This is a genomic window from Vogesella lacus (assembly GCF_979366295.1).
Genome location: NZ_CEETQT010000005.1, coordinates 149,156 through 167,080, shown reverse-complemented (window position 1 = coordinate 167,080; position 17,925 = coordinate 149,156). Strand labels below are relative to the sequence as shown.

18 protein-coding genes are annotated in these 17,925 nt (G+C 58.7%); 6 read left to right on the top strand and 12 right to left on the bottom strand.

The window, feature by feature from the left end:
* Positions 1 to 17 precede the first annotated feature (17 nt).
* From dnaG to gmk, 8 genes are all read right to left on the bottom strand, one after another.
* On the bottom strand, positions 18 to 1,805 hold the full coding sequence (dnaG, locus tag ACZ9W6_RS08320; RefSeq protein WP_465190634.1) for a DNA primase: 1,788 nt from the start codon (positions 1,803 to 1,805) through the stop codon (positions 18 to 20).
* A gap of 9 nt (positions 1,806 to 1,814) precedes the next feature.
* On the bottom strand, positions 1,815 to 2,261 hold the full coding sequence (locus tag ACZ9W6_RS08315) for a GatB/YqeY domain-containing protein (protein ID WP_465190633.1): 447 nt from the start codon (positions 2,259 to 2,261) through the stop codon (positions 1,815 to 1,817).
* A 99-nt stretch (positions 2,262 to 2,360) separates the two neighbouring features.
* Positions 2,361 to 2,573, bottom strand: a complete 213-nt coding sequence (rpsU, locus tag ACZ9W6_RS08310; protein ID WP_047967786.1) for a 30S ribosomal protein S21 — start codon at positions 2,571 to 2,573, stop codon at positions 2,361 to 2,363.
* Between the two features lie 126 nt (positions 2,574 to 2,699).
* Complete coding sequence (locus ACZ9W6_RS08305) at positions 2,700 to 3,494, bottom strand: thiazole synthase (RefSeq protein ID WP_465190632.1); 795 nt, start codon at positions 3,492 to 3,494, stop codon at positions 2,700 to 2,702.
* A 21-nt stretch (positions 3,495 to 3,515) separates the two neighbouring features.
* Positions 3,516 to 3,719, bottom strand: a complete 204-nt coding sequence (thiS, locus tag ACZ9W6_RS08300; protein ID WP_465190631.1) for a sulfur carrier protein ThiS — start codon at positions 3,717 to 3,719, stop codon at positions 3,516 to 3,518.
* Between the two features lie 5 nt (positions 3,720 to 3,724).
* Complete coding sequence (locus tag ACZ9W6_RS08295) at positions 3,725 to 5,884, bottom strand: RelA/SpoT family protein (RefSeq protein WP_465190630.1); 2,160 nt, start codon at positions 5,882 to 5,884, stop codon at positions 3,725 to 3,727.
* An 11-nt stretch (positions 5,885 to 5,895) separates the two neighbouring features.
* Positions 5,896 to 6,102, bottom strand: coding sequence for a DNA-directed RNA polymerase subunit omega (gene rpoZ / locus ACZ9W6_RS08290; RefSeq protein ID WP_465190629.1), 207 nt, complete (start codon positions 6,100 to 6,102; stop codon positions 5,896 to 5,898).
* Positions 6,103 to 6,146: 44 nt separating this feature from the next.
* Positions 6,147 to 6,779: a guanylate kinase gene (gmk, locus tag ACZ9W6_RS08285; protein WP_465190628.1), complete on the bottom strand. Its 633-nt coding sequence runs from the start codon at positions 6,777 to 6,779 to the stop codon at positions 6,147 to 6,149.
* Positions 6,780 to 7,040: 261 nt separating this feature from the next.
* Here gmk and ACZ9W6_RS08280 point away from each other — a divergent pair, with 261 nt between their 5' ends.
* From ACZ9W6_RS08280 to ACZ9W6_RS08270, 3 genes are all read left to right on the top strand, one after another.
* Complete coding sequence (locus tag ACZ9W6_RS08280; RefSeq protein ID WP_465190627.1) at positions 7,041 to 8,339, top strand: NCS2 family permease; 1,299 nt, start codon at positions 7,041 to 7,043, stop codon at positions 8,337 to 8,339.
* A 12-nt stretch (positions 8,340 to 8,351) separates the two neighbouring features.
* Positions 8,352 to 8,909 carry an adenine phosphoribosyltransferase gene (locus ACZ9W6_RS08275; protein ID WP_465190626.1) on the top strand — a complete coding sequence of 186 codons (558 nt, stop codon included), beginning with the start codon at positions 8,352 to 8,354 and terminating at the stop codon, positions 8,907 to 8,909.
* 82 nt (positions 8,910 to 8,991) lie between these two features.
* On the top strand, positions 8,992 to 9,342 hold the full coding sequence (locus ACZ9W6_RS08270; protein ID WP_465190625.1) for a DUF2834 domain-containing protein: 351 nt from the start codon (positions 8,992 to 8,994) through the stop codon (positions 9,340 to 9,342).
* Between the two features lie 14 nt (positions 9,343 to 9,356).
* Here ACZ9W6_RS08270 and ACZ9W6_RS08265 read toward each other — a convergent pair whose 3' ends face one another.
* From ACZ9W6_RS08265 to ACZ9W6_RS08250, 4 genes are read right to left on the bottom strand one after another with little or no spacing between them, the layout of a single operon-like run.
* Positions 9,357 to 9,599, bottom strand: a complete 243-nt coding sequence (locus tag ACZ9W6_RS08265; protein ID WP_465190624.1) for a BolA family protein — start codon at positions 9,597 to 9,599, stop codon at positions 9,357 to 9,359.
* 45 nt (positions 9,600 to 9,644) lie between these two features.
* Positions 9,645 to 10,400 carry an ABC transporter permease gene (locus ACZ9W6_RS08260; protein ID WP_465190623.1) on the bottom strand — a complete coding sequence of 252 codons (756 nt, stop codon included), beginning with the start codon at positions 10,398 to 10,400 and terminating at the stop codon, positions 9,645 to 9,647.
* On the bottom strand, positions 10,400 to 11,302 hold the full coding sequence (locus tag ACZ9W6_RS08255; RefSeq protein WP_465190622.1) for an ABC transporter ATP-binding protein: 903 nt from the start codon (positions 11,300 to 11,302) through the stop codon (positions 10,400 to 10,402). Before ACZ9W6_RS08255 ends, ACZ9W6_RS08260 begins: the two co-directional genes overlap by 1 nt.
* A 45-nt stretch (positions 11,303 to 11,347) precedes the next feature.
* On the bottom strand, positions 11,348 to 11,998 hold the full coding sequence (locus ACZ9W6_RS08250) for a TetR family transcriptional regulator (protein ID WP_465190621.1): 651 nt from the start codon (positions 11,996 to 11,998) through the stop codon (positions 11,348 to 11,350).
* A gap of 199 nt (positions 11,999 to 12,197) precedes the next feature.
* Here ACZ9W6_RS08250 and ACZ9W6_RS08245 point away from each other — a divergent pair, with 199 nt between their 5' ends.
* Genes ACZ9W6_RS08245 through ACZ9W6_RS08235 form a run of 3 tightly spaced genes read left to right on the top strand, consistent with a single transcriptional unit; the run spans position 12,198 to position 17,893 of the window.
* On the top strand, positions 12,198 to 13,370 hold the full coding sequence (locus tag ACZ9W6_RS08245) for an efflux RND transporter periplasmic adaptor subunit (RefSeq protein WP_465190620.1): 1,173 nt from the start codon (positions 12,198 to 12,200) through the stop codon (positions 13,368 to 13,370).
* A gap of 19 nt (positions 13,371 to 13,389) precedes the next feature.
* Positions 13,390 to 16,518, top strand: coding sequence for an efflux RND transporter permease subunit (locus tag ACZ9W6_RS08240; protein WP_465190619.1), 3,129 nt, complete (start codon positions 13,390 to 13,392; stop codon positions 16,516 to 16,518).
* On the top strand, positions 16,508 to 17,893 hold the full coding sequence (locus ACZ9W6_RS08235) for an efflux transporter outer membrane subunit (RefSeq protein ID WP_465190618.1): 1,386 nt from the start codon (positions 16,508 to 16,510) through the stop codon (positions 17,891 to 17,893). Before ACZ9W6_RS08240 ends, ACZ9W6_RS08235 begins: the two co-directional genes overlap by 11 nt.
* Positions 17,894 to 17,925: the final 32 nt, after the last annotated feature.

Sequence of the window (17,925 nt, the reverse complement as noted above, 5' to 3'; positions counted from 1 at the left end):
ATCACAACTTGACGACACTAATGGCCGCCGCCGACCGGGGCTGGCAGCTTGCGCGCCAGCAGGGTGCGGAGAAGTTGTAACTCCTCAGTGCTCAGATGTTCATAACCTTTGGACGACAGGCTGGAAATCAAGTCGTCGTCGTACCGGTCCGCCAGCCGGTAAAAACCAAGGCGGAAATTGTCGCGATCGTGCTGATCCGGGTTGGCGAACTCTTCGGGCTCTCGCATGGTGTCCTGCAGGACGGAGTCTATCGTGAGCTCATGGGGGCTGTGCCGGAAGAGTTCTGCCAGATGTGCTGTGGTCAGCTCGCTGTCGCTGGCCTGTATGGCCTCAATGATGGCCACCAATGTGGCCATTTCCTGCTCGTATGGACGATTATTGTTGACGGTAATGTCGTTCGCCCATAACGGATTCAGCAAAATCCATTTGATCTGCTTGCGCACCATCGAGGTGCTGGCAGGTCGCATGGAGTCCGCGGGTAATTGGTAATCCTTGCGCCCTTTGCGGGGCGTAAAAGGTTTGCCGGTAAGGCGCGAAAAGTCATCGATTTCGATGTCGCTTAGCTCGGCCAGCTTTTTGCGGATGATGAAGCCCAGCGCCGGTGCGCTGATCTGATCCAGCAGCGGAGTGGCCTTGCGTATCAGTTCCGCGCGCCCTTCCGGTGTGTCCATGTCGACCGCAGCTGTCAGTTCGCGAATGAAATAGGCAGACAGTGGAATGCTGTCCTCACGCATGGCCCGCTCAAAGGCTTCTTGTCCGAATTCGCGGATGTAGCTGTCCGGATCGTGTTCCTGCGGCAAAAACAGATAATGCAATGCTTTACCATCAACCAGCTGCGGCAGGCAGTTCTCCAGCGCGCGCCATGCCGCCTTGCGGCCAGCCTTGTCACCATCAAAGCAGAAGTAGACATGGTCGGCGTGGCGCAGCAGCTTGCGGATATGTTCGCCGGTGGTGGCAGTACCTAGGGTGGCAACCGCATATTCGACGCCATACTGTGCCAGCGCCACCACATCCATATAGCCTTCAACCACCAGCACGGCATTGACATTGCGGATAGCCTGACGCGCTTCATACAGGCCGTAAAGTTCACGCCCTTTTTCAAATAACGGTGTTTCCGGCGAGTTCAGGTATTTCGGCTCGCCTTTTCCCAGAACGCGGCCACCAAAGCCGATAATGGCGCCTCGCTGATTGCGGATAGGGAACATCACCCGATCACGGAAGCGATCGTAGCGACGGCCGCTGTCTTCTGCCTCAATCACAAGGCCGGACTCGAGCAGGGCGGGGCTGTTGTAATCGCTGACGACTTCCTGCAGGTTTTGCCATTCGCCTGGGGCGTAACCCAGTGTGAAACGGGCGGCGATCTCGCCTGTCAGGCCACGCCCTTTCAGATAGGCAATGGCATTGGGCGCCTGCTTGAGCTGTTGTTTGTAATAACGCGCGGCCTCATCCAGCACGTGTTCCATCGACAGCTTTTTCTCGCGCTGTACCCGGCTGGCTTCAGGGTTGGCCGTGCGTTCTTCCGGTACCGGCATACCCAGGCCTTCGGCCAGGTTGTGTACGGCATCAACAAAGGAAAGTCCTTGATATTCCATCACGAAGCCAATGGCCGAGCCATGAGCGCCGCAGCCAAAGCAGTGGTAAAACTGTTTGCTCGGACTGACGGTAAATGAAGGAGACTTTTCCTTGTGGAAGGGGCAGCAGGCCAGATAATTCTGGCCGGCCTTTTTTAGCGGGACGTAACGATCCACCACGTCGACAATGTCGACGCGGGTCAGTAGTTGATCGATGAAGTCCTGCGGGATCATGCTCGCAGCTTAGCCTGCGAGGCGAGCCTTGATACGGGCGGAAACGACGGCCATGTCTGCTTTACCGGCCATGTGCGGCTTCAGCAGCGCCATCACTTTACCCATATCCTGCATGCCGGCAGCGCCGCTGCTGATAACAGCACCTTCAATCATGGTGTCGATCTCGGCTTCGCTCAGTTGTTGTGGCAGATAGGCTTGCAAAACAGCCATTTCGGCTTTTTCTTTGTCGGCCAGATCTTGGCGACTGGCTGCTTCGTACTGGGCAACGGAATCACGACGCTGTTTCAGCATCTTGTCTACCACGGCAGTGATGCCGGCATCGTCGAGTTCGATGCGCTCGTCAACTTCCTTTTGCTTGATGGCTGCCAGCAGCAGGCGGATGGCGGCCAGACGGTCGGCCTCGCGTGCTTTCATGGCGGTTTTCATGTCGTCGGAGATGCGGGCTTTCAGGCTCATGGCAGGTTCCGTGTCAGGGTGAAAGGTTGGCCGCGCGGGGCGGCTATAAATGGCAAAACCGCAGGACTGGCCTGCGGTTTTACTGATACTACCTGAAGCTTAGTACAGCTTCGGTGGCAGCATCTGGCTGCGGATGCGCTTGTAGTGGCGCTTCACGGCAGCAGCTTTCTTGCGCTTGCGTTCTGCAGTCGGCTTTTCGTAGAACTCGCGAGCGCGCAGTTCGGTCAGCAGACCGGTCTTTTCGATCGCGCGCTTGAAGCGACGCATGGCTACTTCGAACGGCTCGTTCTCTTTAACGCGAATATTCGGCATTGAAGGTCCTTAAATTCTGTATCAAGGAGCGCAAAATCGCCCCGAGGAAAATGGGTATTGTAAACAACGTTGTAGCTTTTGTAAAAGCTTGATGCGGGCATTAATGGATTCTGTGTGCCTGATGCATCATCCCTTGCGGGAAGAAATCACCCCCTCGAGTGGCGAAGACGGAGTCGCCGAGTAAAAGCGCCGGGGCATGCGGCCTGCCAGATAGGCATCGCGGCCAGCCTCTACGGCCAGTTTCATTGCCCGTGCCATACGCACGGGGTCTTGTGCTGCAGCAATGGCGGTGTTCATCAGCACGCCATCGCAACCCAGTTCCATGCCGATGGCTGCGTCAGACGCAGTACCGACACCGGCATCGACCAGAACAGGCACGTTGGCCTGTTCGATAATCAGTTGCAGATTCCACGGGTTCAGGATGCCCATGCCGGAGCCGATCAGGCTGGCCAGTGGCATGATTGCGCAGCAGCCGATCTGTTCGAGCTCGCGTGCGGCAATCGGGTCATCCGAGCAGTAAACCATGACGTCGAAGCCTTCCTTGACCAGGGTCTCGGCGGCAATCATGGTTTCGCGCATATTCGGGTACAGATTGTTAGGATCGCCCAGTACCTCGAGTTTCACGAGGCGGTGGTCATCCAGCAACTCGCGCGCGAGGCGCAAAGTGCGAATTGCATCATCTGCCGAATAGCAGCCTGCCGTGTTGGGCAGGAGTGTATACCGGTTTTTTGGCAGGAAGTCCAGCAAATTCGGCTCATTGGGGTTCTGGCCGAGGTTTACGCGACGGATGGCAACGGTCACGATTTCACAGCCGGAGGCATCCAGGGCTTCGGCGGTTTGCTGGAAATCCTTGTATTTGCCGGTGCCAACCAACAGGCGGGACTGGTAGCTCTTGCCGGCAATAGTCAAAGCGTCTTGCATCTGGTTTTTCCTGGGGTTGTCTTAGCCGCCACCAACTGCCACGACGATTTCCAGTGCATCGCCATCGGTAAGTTGTGTCTGGGAGTGAAGGCTGCGCGGCACGATTTCGCCATTGCGTTCAATGGCGATGCGCTTGCCCTGCAGGGCGAGCGCATCGATCAGGCAGCTCAAGGTCGTAACATTGTCAAACTGGCGGTTTTCGCCATTGATGATCAGTTCTAGCATGAGGCTCAATTGCGGCGTTGTGCCTGCATAACCACCGAGGTCTGGCGCATGGCCTGCAGGACGCTCTCCAGATGCGGCAAGTTGCTTACCTGGAGTTTGAAATGAATGTGGATATAGTCGCTGACACCGTGGTCGTCCTGGGTGTCTACTGTTTCGATGTTGGCGCCGGCAGCAGATATCGACGAAGCAATCTCGGCCAGTGCACCGCGCTGGCTGAGCGCAATAACCATGATGTTGACGCCAAACATGCGGTCTTTTGGTGGTTCCCAGCGCACATCGACCAGGCGTTCAGGGTCCTGTTTGTTGATGTTGCTGCAGGTCTTGCGATGGATGTGCAAACCTTGGCCGCGAATCAGCGTGCCGATGATGTCGTCGCCAGGAATAGGGTTGCAACAACCGGATAACTGGATGGCACCGCCTTCATTGCCGCGGAAGACAACCGGGCCGACTTCACTGTGGTGACCCGGCAGTTGGCCGATGACTTCAAGCAGCTTGCGTGCCACGACCATGGCCAGCAGCTTGTTATTGCCGATGTCGGCCAGGATGTCATTGAAGCTGCGGTGAGGCTCGCCGAGGACGTCAAGCAGGCGTCTTTCCAGCTCTGGCGTCATTTCCAGCGGTTCATCGGAAAGGGCGTCAGCCGCCTGACGCAGCAGTTTGTCACCAAGCTCGATCGCTTCTTTCTGTTTCAGTGTCTTCAGGTAGTTGCGGATGCCGGAGCGGGCACGGCCACTCTGCACAAAGCTCAGCCAAGCCGGCTTGGGCGTGGCATCCGGGCCGGTAATGATTTCGACGGTATCGCCGTTGCGCAAAATGGTACGCAGCGGCGCCATCATGTAATTGATGCGCGCACCGATACAGCGGAAGCCGACGTCGGAGTGCACGGCAAAGGCAAAGTCGACGGCCGTCGCGCCGTGTGGCAATACCATGATCTTGCCCTTGGGCGTAAAGACATACACCTCGTCAGGGAACAGATCGATCTTGATGTGTTCGAGGAATTCGATGGCATCATCGTTCTCGGCCTGCATGTCGAGAATACTTTGCAGCCACTGGTGAGTGCGCTGTTTGGCAATGTCGATGCTGGCATCACCCGATTTGTACATCCAGTGCGAGGCAATGCCAGCCTCGGCGACGGCGTGCATTTCTCGGGTGCGAATCTGGAACTCGATCGGTGTGTGATACGGGCCGTAGAGAATGGTGTGCAGACTCTGATAGCCATTGCCCTTCGGAATGGCGATGTAGTCCTTGAACTTGCCAGGAATGGGCTTGTACAGCGAATGCAGGGCACCGAGTGCCATATAACAGCTGGCAAAGTCGTTGACGATCACGCGGAAGCCGTAAATATCGAGCACTTCGGAAAACGGCAGGTGTTTTTCCTGCATTTTCTTGTAAATGCTGTAGACGTTTTTCTCGCGGCCCTTGATCGTGGCTTCGATCTTGTGTTCTCTGAGCTTGTCGGTGACTTCCTGCAGGATCTTGCCAACCACTTCGCGGCGGTTGCCACGAGCGGCGCGCACGGCCTTGGACAAGACTTGATGCCGATTGGGATTCAGGTGCTTGAAGGCCAGGTCTTGCAGTTCGCGGTAGACCTTGTTCAGGCCGATGCGGTTGGCAATCGGCGCGTAGATTTCCAGGGTCTCTTTGGCGATGCGCTGGCGCTTGTCTTCACGCATCGAGTCCAGCGTGCGCATATTGTGCAAGCGATCCGCGAGCTTGATGATGATGACGCGGATGTCTTTGGCCATCGCCAGCACCATCTTGCGGAAGTTTTCCGCCTGCGCTGCTTCTTTGGTCTGGTACTCGAGTCGTTCCAGTTTGGAAAGACCATCGACCAGATCGGCAATGGTCTTTCCAAACTGCTCGGAGAGGGTCGGCTTGGTGACGCCGGTATCTTCGAGTACATCATGCATCATGGCTGCGGCCAAGCCCTGGGCATCAAGGCGCCAGTCGGTGAGCATGGCGGTGACAGCCAGCGGATGCGTGATATACGGTTCGCCGCTCTTGCGGGTTTGCCCGCTATGAGCGTCACGAGCCGTGACAAAAGCCTTGCGCAGCAGCTCGACATCTTCAGGCTTGAGATATTCGGCTGCTGCATCAAACAGCGCAATCGCCCCGGCTTCTACGAAGGCGTTGTAGTCGATGGAGTCGGATGCGCTATCTGTCATATGGCCTTTGATCAGGACTTGTTGCGGGTCAGGATCTCGCGGCCAACATGGCCCGCGGAGATTTCGCGCAGGGCAACAACGGTCGGCTTGTTACGACCTTGCTCGACGAAAGTGGTTGCGCCGGAGGCAACCTGGCGGGCGCGATAGGCAGCAGCCAGCGTCAGGTCAAAACGGTTGTGGATGCGATCGAGGCAGTCATCAACGGTGATACGGGCCATGATGTAAGTCTCCGGTTGGAAAGTGTATGCAAGAGTGAGTGGCTTCAGACCTGTGGCTGGCTTTGCATGCCTGCAATGGCTGTGCCATGGCGCAGCAGTTGTTTGTCACGCTGCAGTCGCTGGCTGCGGACAACGCTGATCAGATCCAGTCTGGCCGTTTCGAACTCATCATTGACGATAAGATAATCGTATTCCGGCGACTGGTCGATCTCTTTGCGAGCCTCGGACAGACGGCGCAGGATGACTTCTTCGCTGTCGGTTGCGCGGCCGCGCAGACGGCTTTCAAGGGCAGTCATCGATGGCGGCAGGATAAAGATGGCAACGGCTTCCGGCAGAATCTCGCGAACCTGGCGTGCGCCCTGGCAATCGATCTCCAGCAGGATGTCACGGCCCACGGCAATCTGCTCACGGATCCAGCGGCTGCTGGTGCCATAGTAGTTGCCAAAGACCTCGGCATGCTCAAGAAAATCACCCGCAGCAATCATGCCTTCGAATGTAGCGCGATCAACAAAGTGATAGTGCTTGCCGTTGATCTCGCCTTCGCGCGGCTGTCGTGTCGTGTATGAAACGGACAGCGCAACATCGGGTTCTGACTTCAGCAGTTCGCGTACCAGCGTGGTCTTGCCTGCGCCGGAAGGGGCAACAACGATGAAAATCGTACCGGGTGTTTGCGACATGCGAGCTTCCTGTCATCGGTCTGAATCAATATTTCAGGATACCACAAGGGGCCTAGTGCGGTTAAGAGGGGTGCTTGCTCGATCAGGTAATGATTACAGAGATGCTAGTTGACTGGCGGAATCTGAATTTCATTATTTTGGCCACTGTGATCGGGTGCAAACGCTTGCCTTTGGCTATGTTGCTGCGCATCAAACGTTCGTTTCGGGTAAAATTGCGCGTTTTACATAATTTCCGTTTGCGCCAACGTTCGAGGAGTCAGCATGGGCTTGCTGGAGAACTTTTTTAAACTGAAAGAGCATGGCACGGATGTGCGTACCGAGGTGATTGCCGGGGTAACGACCTTCCTGACCATGGCTTATATCGTCATCGTCAACCCTGCCATCCTGTCGATTACCGGCATGGATTTCAACGCCGTATTCGTGGCGACTTGCCTGGCCGCTGCGCTGGGTACCGGCATCATGGCACTGGTGGCCAACTATCCGATCGCGCTGGCGCCGGGTATGGGCCTGAATGCCTATTTCACCTTTACCGTAGTCAAGGGTATGGGTGTACCGTGGGAAACCGCGCTGGGTGCCGTGTTCATCTCGGGCATCGTGTTCCTGGCAGTGAGCCTGTTCAAGGTGCGTGAGGCCATCGTCAATGCGATTCCGAAATCACTGAAGTTTGCGATTTCTGCCGGTGTCGGTCTGTTTCTGGCCATCATTGCGCTGAAAAACGCCGGTGTGGTGGCGGATCATCCGGCGACGCTGGTGACGCTGGGTAATCTGCATGATCCGAAAGTGCTGCTGGCGATTCTGGGCTTTTTCCTGATCGTGGCGCTGGAGTACCGCAAGGTGCATGGCTCCATCATTATCGGTGTGTTGACCGTTACCGCCTTGTCGGTGATGTTTGGCCTGTCCAGCTTTGAGGGCATTTTTGCGCCGGTACCGAGCATGGAGCCGACGCTGATGAAGATGGATCTCGAAGGCGCGCTGACTGCCGGTCTGCTTGGCGTGGTATTCGTTTTCTTCTTTGTCGATCTGTTTGATACCACCGGCACACTGGTTGGCGTGTCGCATCGCGCTGGCCTGCTGGACAAGGATGGCAAGCTGCCGCGTCTGAAGCGTGCGTTGATGGCTGACTCGGTGGCGATTACCGCTGGCGCGGCGATGGGCACCTCGTCCACAACTGCCTATATCGAGTCGGCTGCGGGTACGGCTGTTGGTGGTCGTACCGGCCTGACGGCCTTGGTAGTGGCCCTGTTGTTCCTGGCCTGCCTGTGGCTGTCGCCGCTGGCCAAAACCGTACCGGCTTATGCGACGGCACCGGCTTTGTGCTATGTTGCGGTGTTGATGACGCGTGGCCTCGCCGAGATCGATTGGGATGACCTGACCGAGTCGGCTCCTGCTGTGATGACGGCAGTGGCCATGCCGTTTACCTTCTCGATTGCCGACGGTATCGCCTTCGGCTTCATCAGCTATGCGCTGATCAAGATTCTGGCTGGCCGCTTTGCGGATCTGAAGCCGGCAGTCCTGGTTATCGCCGGCTTGTGGATCGTGAAGTTGGCATTCTTCCACTAAGGCAAGTATTTGATGGAAAACCTGAGCAATCTGGATTACTCCCGTTATCTGAAGGGCTGGATCCGAACCGTACCGAACTGGCCAAGTGATGGCGTGATGTTCCGTGATATCACGCCGCTGCTGCAGAATCCGAAAACCTTCCGCATGCTGATCGATATCTTCGTTCATCGCTATATGGGCGAGAGGATCGATGTGGTGGCCGGTCTGGACGCACGCGGCTTCATTATCGGCTCGGTGCTCGCTTACGAGCTTAACGTCGGCTTCGTGCCGATTCGCAAGAAGGGCAAGCTGCCGTTTACCACGGTAGAAGAAGAGTACGAGCTCGAGTACGGCAATGCGACCGTCGAGATGCACACCGATGCCGTCAAGGCGGGTGATCGTGTCGTGCTGATCGATGATCTGGTGGCCACCGGTGGCACCATGATGGCTGGTTACAAGCTGCTGAACCGCCTGGGGGCGGAAGTGGTGGAAACTGCGGCCATTATCGAGCTGCCGGAGCTGGGTGGTGGCGACATCATCCGGGACGCGAAGGTGCCGCTGTTCACTGTCTGCTCGTTTGACGGGCACTGAGTGTGATGTTGTCGTAAAGAAAAGGCTGCCATCTGGCAGCCTTTTTTATTTTTGACGGTTTTCGCAGGGCAGAGGTGGGAAAATGAAAAGACTGTATTTGTTGTTGGCACTGCTTGGTACGGTGTTGCCGTACGCGGCATTCCTGCCGTGGTTGCAGCAATACGGGCTGGATCTGCCCTTGCTGTTGCATATAGTCATGCAGCAGCCGCTGGCTGCCTTTGCCTGGCTGGATGTGCTGGTTTCGGCGCTGGCCTTGCTGGTGTTTGTGCATGCGGAATGTCGTCGCAGCGGCATGAGCTATCCGTGGCTGTTGTTGCCGGCATTGTTCGGTGTGGGCGTGTCACTGGCTTTGCCCTTGTTCTTGTATTGGCGCGAGCGGCATTTGCAAAAGCAACAGGGGTTGGCCGCAATGCGGCCAACCCCTGTTGTCTGAGCGGATCAGCTGGCTCAGGCTTGCTGTGCCCACTCTTCCGGGCTGAGCGTCTTCATCGACAGCGCGTGAATCTCGGCGCGCATGCGATCGCCCAGTGCCTGGTAAACCAGTTGATGGCGCTGCACGCGATTGCGGCCGGAAAACTCGGCACTGACGATCAAGGCCGAGAAGTGGGCGCCGTCATCACCTTCGACGACGATGTGTTCACAGGGCAGGCCGGCGAGGATCGCTTCCTGGACATATTTGGCTGAAATCATACGGGTATCCTGTTGGTCTTGCGGCCGGTGATGCCGGCCTTGTTATCAGTGTCGCAGCTTGTAGCCACGTGCAATCAGATTCATCACCCACAAGGCGAGGGCGGCAAAGCAGCCGCCGACCACGGCCAGTGACAACCATGGCGAGACATCGGCCTGGCCGAAAAAGCCATAGCGGAAGCCGTCGATCATGTAGAACACCGGGTTGAAGTGGGAAAGCGTGCGCCAGAAGCCCGGCAGGCTGTTGATCGAGTAAAACACGCCGGACAGGAAAGTCAGCGGCATGATAATGAAGTTCTGGAAGGCGGCCAGCTGGTCGAACTTGTCGGCCCAGATGCCGGCCAGAATGCCGAGGCAGCCGAGTACGCCGCAGCCTAGCAGGGCAAAGACCAGCATCCACAGCGGCTCTTGCGGCCAACCCAGACCGACCCAGCAGGTCGCCAGCAGGACGCCGGCACCGACGACCAGGCCTCGCACGATGGCGGCCAGCAGATAGGCGGCGAAAAACGCCGGCGCGCTGAGCGGCGGCAGCAGCAGGAACACGATATTGCCGGTGATCTTGCTCTGGATCAGGCTGGACGAGCTGTTGGCAAAGGCATTCTGCGCCATCGACATCATCGCGAGGCCCGGAATCAGGAAGGCGGTATAGCTGACGCCCGGATAGGCCTCGACATGATTGGCCAGCACATGCGAGAAAATCAGCTGGTACAGCAGCGCGGTTAGTACTGGTGCCATCACGGTCTGGAAGCCGACCTTCCAGAAGCGCCAGATTTCTTTTTTCAGCAGGGTGTAAAAGCCGAACATCAGTGCTTGCCCCCTTGCATCAATTCGACAAAGACCTGTTCCAGATCGGTTTCGCGAATGCTCAGTTCGCGGATGTCGACTGCGGCCAACCTCAGCTCGCGCAGCACGGTTTCCAGACTGGCGATATCGGGCAGGGTCAGCACCAGACGGCCATCGTGTTCACGTGGCTGGTAATCTGCCAGGCTGGCGGGCAGGTCGGCAGATAGTTTCAGTGCCACCTCGCGGGTATTGCTGCGCGCCAGCAGCTTGTCTTTTTGCTCCAGCGCGATCAGGCGGCCTTTTTTCATCATGGCAATGCGGCTGCACAGCGTTTCGGCTTCTTCCAGATAGTGGGTGGTCAGCACGATGGTGTGGCCGGCGCGATTGAGTTCCTGCACAAAGGCCCACAGGCTCTGGCGTAGTTCCACGTCCACGCCGGCCGTCGGCTCGTCCAGCACGATGACTGGCGGGCGATGCACCAGCGCCTGCGCCACCATCACACGGCGCTTCATGCCACCGGACAAAGCGCGCATATTGGTATCGGCCTTGTCGGCCAGCCCCAGCCGGTTCAGCAGCTCGTCCACCCAGGCATCGTTGCGGCGAATGCCGAAATAGCCGGACTGGAAGGTCAGCGTTTCACGCACGGTGAAGAAGGGGTCGAACACCAGCTCTTGCGGCACCACGCCAAGGCTCATGCGGGCGGCACGGGCATCGTTGCGGGTGTCGTAGCCCATGATGCGGATCTGGCCGCTATCCTGGCGCGACAAGCCGGCCATGGCTGAAATCAGCGTGGTTTTGCCGGCGCCGTTAGGGCCAAGCAGGGCAAAGAATTCGCCTTGTTCGACATGAAAACTGATGGCATCTAGCGCCTTGAAGCTGCCGAACTGTTTGCTGACAGCCTCAATCTGGATCGCGTGACTCATGTGAAAAGAGGGGCGACTCGAAAAGGAAAGAGCCGGAGTATACCGCTATTCAACTGCCGGCGGAACGGCATTTTTCCAGTAAGCCTGGCGGAAAACCCCTTCAAAATAAGGGCTTAACAGCGAGTCTAGGTGTTCCGGAATGTAGGGGTTTTCTACTTGCAGCATCCAGCTGTAGACCAGGCCGTTGTGCAGGCACTGTAGGCCAAGCGCGGCAGGCTTGGTTGCAATGCCATCCTTGAGCATGCCTTGCTGGCGGGCTTCTTCAAACACGCTTTCCAGATTGGCACGCATATCTTCTTTCCAGTCGATGTGCTCAAGCAGGATGGGCGCGAGTTCGCCAACCTGTTCACAGGCCAGATGGTGAATGCCGCACAATCGTTTGAGATTGTCATTATTCCGTATCAACCGGAAGACATCATGGCTGTGTCGCCACAGCCGGGTGGCCGGGCAACAGGACGGATCCTGCAGCTCGATCAACAGCTGGTCGAAGTAGGGGTCGAGGCGGTCACACAGGGCGCGGAACAGGTCGAGCTTGTTGTCGAAGTGCCAGTAAATGGCCCCGCGCGTGAGGCCTGCGCTGCTGGCAATGTCGGCCAGCGAGGTTGTGGCTACCCCTTTGCTCAGGAAAACCTGTTCAGCTGTATCTAGAATGAGTTGTCGAGTCTGTTCGGCTTCTTCGCGCGTCTTTCTGACCATTTTATCACCAGGGTTTTATTGCCATGCGAAGCATAGCCATAAAGGGATATGTTGTGCAGATTTTCATTTACATACATTCGTGTATGTATGTATTATCGGATCAATCCGTTAGTTTGGCCAGTATTATTTGTCATGCCTGACAGGCAGGCGAATTGGCCGGAGACGTTCAATATCTGCAATCTCCAAGGAATCATCACGAATGAATGCGCGAACCCGTTTATTGCTACTGGGCTTGCCACTGGCAAGTCTGTTGATTGCCTGCGGCCAACCCGAGAGTGGTCATGATGGCAAGGCAGCTGGCGGCATGCCGCCGATGCCGGTGAAGGCCATTACCCTGCAACAGCAGGACGTGCCGCTGATTACCGAATACGCCGCCCGCATCAGCGGCTCGCGTGAAGTCGAGGTGCGGGCACGTGTCTCCGGCATCCTGCAAAAACGTACTTACACCGAAGGTTCGACAGTCAACGCCGGTGATGTGCTGTTCCAGATCGACCCCGCACCTTATCAGGCGGCGGTAGAGCAGGCCGAAGCGGCACTGCAGATCGAACAGGCGCGTCTGATCCGCGCCCAGCAGGATCACGATCGCGTGATTCCGCTGTTCAAGGAAAACGCTGTCAGCCAGAAAGACCGTGACGATGCCGTTGCCGCACTGGCTTCGGCCAAGGCCTCGGTAGCGGCAGCACAGGCCGCGCTGAAGAGTGCACGCATCAATCTGGGTTACACCCGGGTGAGCGCGCCGATTTCGGGGGTGACCAGTGCAGAAGTGCGCTCGGAAGGCAGCCTGGTGCAGCCGGGTGAGGGCGGTTTGCTGACCCGTGTTTCGCAGCTCGATCCGGTACACGTGAACTTCTCGCTGTCGGATAACGATGTGCTGAAGGCACAAAGGTTGGCCGCAGAGGGCAAGCTGCGTCTGCCGGATGGCAACCGCTACACCGTATCGCTGCGCCTGCCGGATGGCAGCCAGTACGGCCGTGACGGCGTGATCGACTTTGCCGATCGCGTGATTGACCCGGCTACCGGCACCTCGGCGGCGCGTGCCAGCTTTGCCAACCCCAAGAGCGAATTGCGCCCTGGCCAGTTTGTGCGCGTACAGCTGAAAGGCGCGACGCGTCTTGGCGCACTGGTTGTGCCACAACAGGCGGTGCTGTCGAGCCAGCAAGGCAAGATGGTCTGGGTGGTAGGCAAGGATCAGACCGCCCAGCCGCGTCCTATCCAGGTTGGCGAGACCACCGGTAGCGGTTTTGTGGTGGATGGCGGCCTGAAAGCCGGCGAGCAAGTCATTGTCGATAACCTGATCAAGCTGCGTCCGGGTGCCAAGGTGGCACCGCAGGCAGCGGGTGCCCAGGCTGCTTCAGCGCCGGCCCATGGTTGATCGCAGGAAGGAATAATCCATGTTTTCTGCCTTTTTTGTACGGCGGCCGATCTTTGCCAGCGTGATCTCTATCGTGATCCTGCTGGCCGGCTTCTTCGGCATGCGTGCGCTGCCGGTGGAGCAATATCCGCAGATCGTTCCGCCATCTGTCGCCGTTACGGCGATGTACCCGGGTGCCTCGGCTGAAGTCGTCGCCGAGACGGTGGCGGCGCCACTGGAGCAGGCCATCAACGGTGTTGATGACATGCTGTACCTGCAATCGTCGAGTGCCAGCAATGGCCGCCTGACAGTCACCGTGACTTTCAAGATCGGTACCAATCCCGATCAGGCCACCATCAACGTCAACAACCGCGTGCAGTCGGCACTGTCCTCACTGCCGGAGGAGGTGCGCCGTCAGGGGGTGAATGTCAGCAAGCAGGCTTCTACCTTTCTGCAGGTCGTGGCGCTGTATTCGCCAGACAAGCGCTTTGACACGCTCTTCATGAGCAACTATGCGCTGCTGAATGTGGTGGACGAGCTCAAGCGTATCCCGGGCGTCGGTCAGGTGACCAACTTTGCCGGTCAGGACTACGCGATGCGGATCTGGCTGAAGCCTGATCGCCTGTCGCAACTGGGCCTGACGCCGGGTGATGTGGCACGTGCCATCCGCGAGCAGAACGCGCAGTTTGCCGCCGGCAAGATCGGCGCCACGCCAACCGAAGGCAAGCCTGACTTTACCTACACCATCACCACCAAAGGCCGCTTCAGCGAGCCGGCCGAGTTCGAGAACATCATCGTGCGCAGTGGCAGCGATGGTGCCCAGGTTCGTCTGAAAGACGTGGCGCGGGTCGAGCTGGGTGCGCTGTCTTATGACTTCACCGGTAACTACAACGGTCTGCCGACCATTCCTATCGGTATCAACCTGGCTCCGGGCGCGAATCAGCTGGATACCGCCAAGGCGGTGCAGCAACGCATGGACGAGCTGTCTGCAAGCTTCCCGGAAGGCATGGAGTACGTGATTCCTTACGACACGACCCGCTTTGTGGAAGTGTCGATCGAGGAAGTCGTGAAGACGCTGGGCGAGGCCATGGTGCTGGTGTTTGCCGTGGTCTACCTGTTCCTGCAAAACTGGCGCGCGACGCTGATTCCGGGCCTGGCCGTGCCGGTGTCGATTGTCGGTACCTTTGCCGGCATGTATCTGTTCGGCTATTCCATCAACACGCTGACGCTGTTCGGCATGGTGCTGGCCATCGGTATCGTGGTCGATGACGCGATCGTGGTGCTGGAGAACGTCGAGCGCATCATGATGAAGGAGGGCAAGCCGCCTTACGAGGCGACCTTGCAGGCGATGAAAGAGGTCAGCGGGCCGGTGGTTGCCATCGTGCTGGTGCTGTGCTCGGTGTTCATCCCGGTTGCCTTCCTCGGCGGTATCGCCGGCCAGATGTACAAGCAGTTTGCGATTACCATCGCGATTTCGGTGACCATCTCCGGCATCGTCGCCCTGACGCTGACCCCGGCCTTGTGCGCCATCATGCTGAAAGCCGAACATCAGCACAGCAACCGTTTCTTTGATGGCTTCAACCGCCTGTTTGACCGTCTGACCGATCGTTACAGCAGTGGCGTGTCTTTCCTGATTCGTCGCAGCCTGCTGGCACTGGCGATGTTTGCCGTATTGCTGGCCGCTTCGGCCTGGCTGTTCAAGCTGATTCCGTCGTCGCTGGCGCCGGAAGAAGACCAGGGCTACATCATTGCCGCCACCATCCTGCCGGATGGTGCAGCGATCAACCGTACCCAGGCAGTGATGGAAAGCTTCGACAAGCAGATTGCGGCCAACCCTGCGGTGAAGGACGTGATGAGCTTTGCCGGTTTTGACATCCTGTCGGGTGCCAACCGTGGCAATACGGGTGTGACCTTCATTACCCTGAAGCCATGGAACGAGCGCAAGGCGCCAGAGCTGTCGGCGCAGGCCGTGGTCGGTGATGTGTTCCAGAAGGGCATGATGGTGCCGGAAGGCCTGGTGCTGGCCTTCAACCCGCCGCCAATCTCGGGCATGTCGGCTACCGGTGGTTTTGAAGCCTATCTGCAAAGCCGCAATGGCGCGACCAGCGCCGAGTTGGCCGCACAGGCTCAGAAGCTGATGATGGAAGCGGCCAAGCGTCCGGAACTGGCGGGTGTGCAGACCACCTTCTCGGCCAATGTGCCGCAGTTCAATGTGCAGCTGGATCGCGACAAGGCCAAGGAGCTGGGCGTGTCGGTTGGTGATGTGTTCGACACCATGAGCAGCACCTTTGGTGCGCTGTATGTGAACGACTTCAGCAAGTTCGGCCGTATCTTTACCGTACAGCTGCAGTCCGAAGCCAGTTCGCGCGACAGCATCGAAGACCTGCGCAATGTGTTTGTACGCAGCAGCAGCGGCAAGATGATTCCGCTGACCAGCCTTGTGACTATCGAGCAGAAGACCGGTCCGGAAATCGTCGATCGCTTCAACGCCTTCCCGGCAGCCAAGTTTGTTGGCGGCCCGGCACCGGGCTACAGCTCGGGTGAGTCGCTGAAGGTGATGGAACAGCTGGCGAAAGAAGTGCTACCGGAAGGCTACACCCTGGCGTGGACCGGCTCGGCCTTCCAGGAAAAGTCCACCGGCGGTTCGTCTTCGCTGGTGTTTGTGGTGGCCTTGCTGATGGTGTTCCTGATCCTGGCTGCACAGTACGAACGCTGGACTCTGCCGTTTGCCGTGCTGACCGCGGTGCCGTTTGCGGTATTCGGTGCGCTGCTGGCCACCTGGATGCGTGGTCTTGCCAATGATGTGTACTTCCAGGTCGCCCTGGTGACGCTGATCGGCCTGGCGGCGAAGAACGCGATCCTGATTGTCGAGTTTGCCGTCATCAAGATGGAAGAGGGCATGTCGCTGGCCGAGTCGGCGATCGAAGCTGCCAAGTTGCGCTTCCGTCCTATCGTGATGACTTCGCTGGCCTTCATTCTGGGCTGCGTACCGCTGGCGATTTCCAGCGGGGCCGGTTCTGCCAGCCGCCATGCCATCGGCACCGGCGTGATTGGCGGCATGTTGGCCGCAACCTTTATCGCTGCACTGTTCATCCCGCTGTTCTTCAAGCTCATCATGCAGCTGGGACAGCGCAAGGAACAGGCACAAGGAGAGACCCGTGAGAATTAAACAAAGCCTGCTATCGCTGCTGGTAGCAGCGGCCCTGACGGCTTGCGCGACGGGCCCCGACTACCAGCGTCCCGCACTCGACTTGCCGCAAGGTGCGGCCAACGTCAGCGTGGCGGCCAACTGGTGGCAACAATTTGGCGATGCCACGCTGGATGGTCTGATCCAGCAGGCCTTGCAGCACAACCGTGACCTGCAGCAGGCGGCGGCCCGCGTTGATGAGGCCGCGGCAGCGCTGGGTTCGGCCCGCGCCAGCCAGTTGCCGCAGGTGAATGCTAATCTGGGCGGCGCCCGTGCCGGTACCTCGCGTTACAGCAGCGGTGCCGGTGCGACCGGCGAGAGCTATAACGCCGGCCTGAACGCCAGCTGGGAAATCGATCTGTGGGGCAAGCTGTCACGCGGTCGCGAGGCGGCCGGTGCCGATCTGCAGGCGCAGCAGCGCCAGCTTGACGCCGCACGCCTGTCGCTGACAGCGCAGGTGGCCGGTGCCTACTTCCAGCTGCGCAGTTTTGATGCGCAGTTGGCCGCAGCCGAAGCCACGCTGAAAGGCCGCGAAGAAAGCCTGACCCTGCGTCAGAAGCGCTTCAACGGCGGCATGACTTCCGAGCTGGAGCTGCGTCAGGCCGAGGCCGAAACCGCCGCGGCGCGTGCCTCGGTCCCGCGTCTGCGCCAGGCGGTGAAGCAGAGCGAGCATGCGCTGGCGGTGCTGACCGGGCGTAGCCCGAAAGCCCTGCTGGAGCCGGTAGCGCGCGGTCACAGTCTGGATGCACTGAATGTGCCGCCAGCCGTACCGGCGGCCCTGCCATCCGACTTGCTGTTGCGCCGGCCGGATATTGCCGCCGCCGAGGCACAGCTGATGGCAGCCAACGCTCGTATCGGCGTGGCACGTTCGGCCTACTTTCCCAGCATCAGTCTGACGGCGGCGCTGGGCAGCCAGAGCCTGGAACTCGCCGATCTGTTCAGCGGCCCGGCCCGAACCTGGAGCTTTGCCGGTAATCTGCTGGCACCGATCTTCAATAACGGTCAGATCGCGGCGGGTGTCGATGCGGCCAACGCCAGACAAAAGCAGGCATTGGCGGCTTACGAAAAAGCCGTACAGCAGGCTTTTGCCGATACGCTGGATGCCTTGTCGGCGGTCAGCGCCACCCGTGACACCGAGGCGGCGCAGCAGCAACAGCTGACCGCCATGCGTGAAGCCTTGCGTCTGGCGCGCCTGCGCTACGATGCCGGTTACACCGGTTATCTGGATGTGCTGGATGCCGAGCGCAATGTGTTCCAGCTCGAGCTGGCGCAGTCCGAGGCACGCGTTGCCCGTCTGAATGCGGTAGTCGGTCTGTATGCCGCCTTGGGCGGGGGCTGGGCTTCGAACGGAACATAGCGTTCTTGCCAGCAAACAATGGGCTGCTGCGA

Bases quoted from the DNA above. Each gene is read 5' to 3' on its own strand.
- ACZ9W6_RS08270 (WP_465190625.1), top strand. From the start codon at position 8,992: ATGAAAAGACTGTATTTGTTGTTGGCACTGCTTGGTACGGTGTTGCCG.
- ACZ9W6_RS08315 (WP_465190633.1), bottom strand. From the start codon at position 2,261: ATGAGCCTGAAAGCCCGCATCTCCGACGACATGAAAACCGCCATGAAA.
- ACZ9W6_RS08275 (WP_465190626.1), top strand. From the start codon at position 8,352: ATGGAAAACCTGAGCAATCTGGATTACTCCCGTTATCTGAAGGGCTGG.
- ACZ9W6_RS08250 (WP_465190621.1), bottom strand. From the start codon at position 11,998: ATGGTCAGAAAGACGCGCGAAGAAGCCGAACAGACTCGACAACTCATT.
- ACZ9W6_RS08305 (WP_465190632.1), bottom strand. From the start codon at position 3,494: ATGCAAGACGCTTTGACTATTGCCGGCAAGAGCTACCAGTCCCGCCTG.
- ACZ9W6_RS08245 (WP_465190620.1), top strand. From the start codon at position 12,198: ATGAATGCGCGAACCCGTTTATTGCTACTGGGCTTGCCACTGGCAAGT.
- thiS (WP_465190631.1), bottom strand. From the start codon at position 3,719: ATGCTAGAACTGATCATCAATGGCGAAAACCGCCAGTTTGACAATGTT.
- rpsU (WP_047967786.1), bottom strand. From the start codon at position 2,573: ATGCCGAATATTCGCGTTAAAGAGAACGAGCCGTTCGAAGTAGCCATG.
- ACZ9W6_RS08265 (WP_465190624.1), bottom strand. From the start codon at position 9,599: ATGATTTCAGCCAAATATGTCCAGGAAGCGATCCTCGCCGGCCTGCCC.
- gmk (WP_465190628.1), bottom strand. From the start codon at position 6,779: ATGTCGCAAACACCCGGTACGATTTTCATCGTTGTTGCCCCTTCCGGC.
- ACZ9W6_RS08280 (WP_465190627.1), top strand. From the start codon at position 7,041: ATGGGCTTGCTGGAGAACTTTTTTAAACTGAAAGAGCATGGCACGGAT.
- dnaG (WP_465190634.1), bottom strand. From the start codon at position 1,805: ATGATCCCGCAGGACTTCATCGATCAACTACTGACCCGCGTCGACATT.
- rpoZ (WP_465190629.1), bottom strand. From the start codon at position 6,102: ATGGCCCGTATCACCGTTGATGACTGCCTCGATCGCATCCACAACCGT.
- ACZ9W6_RS08260 (WP_465190623.1), bottom strand. From the start codon at position 10,400: ATGTTCGGCTTTTACACCCTGCTGAAAAAAGAAATCTGGCGCTTCTGG.
- ACZ9W6_RS08295 (WP_465190630.1), bottom strand. From the start codon at position 5,884: ATGACAGATAGCGCATCCGACTCCATCGACTACAACGCCTTCGTAGAA.
- ACZ9W6_RS08240 (WP_465190619.1), top strand. From the start codon at position 13,390: ATGTTTTCTGCCTTTTTTGTACGGCGGCCGATCTTTGCCAGCGTGATC.
- ACZ9W6_RS08255 (WP_465190622.1), bottom strand. From the start codon at position 11,302: ATGAGTCACGCGATCCAGATTGAGGCTGTCAGCAAACAGTTCGGCAGC.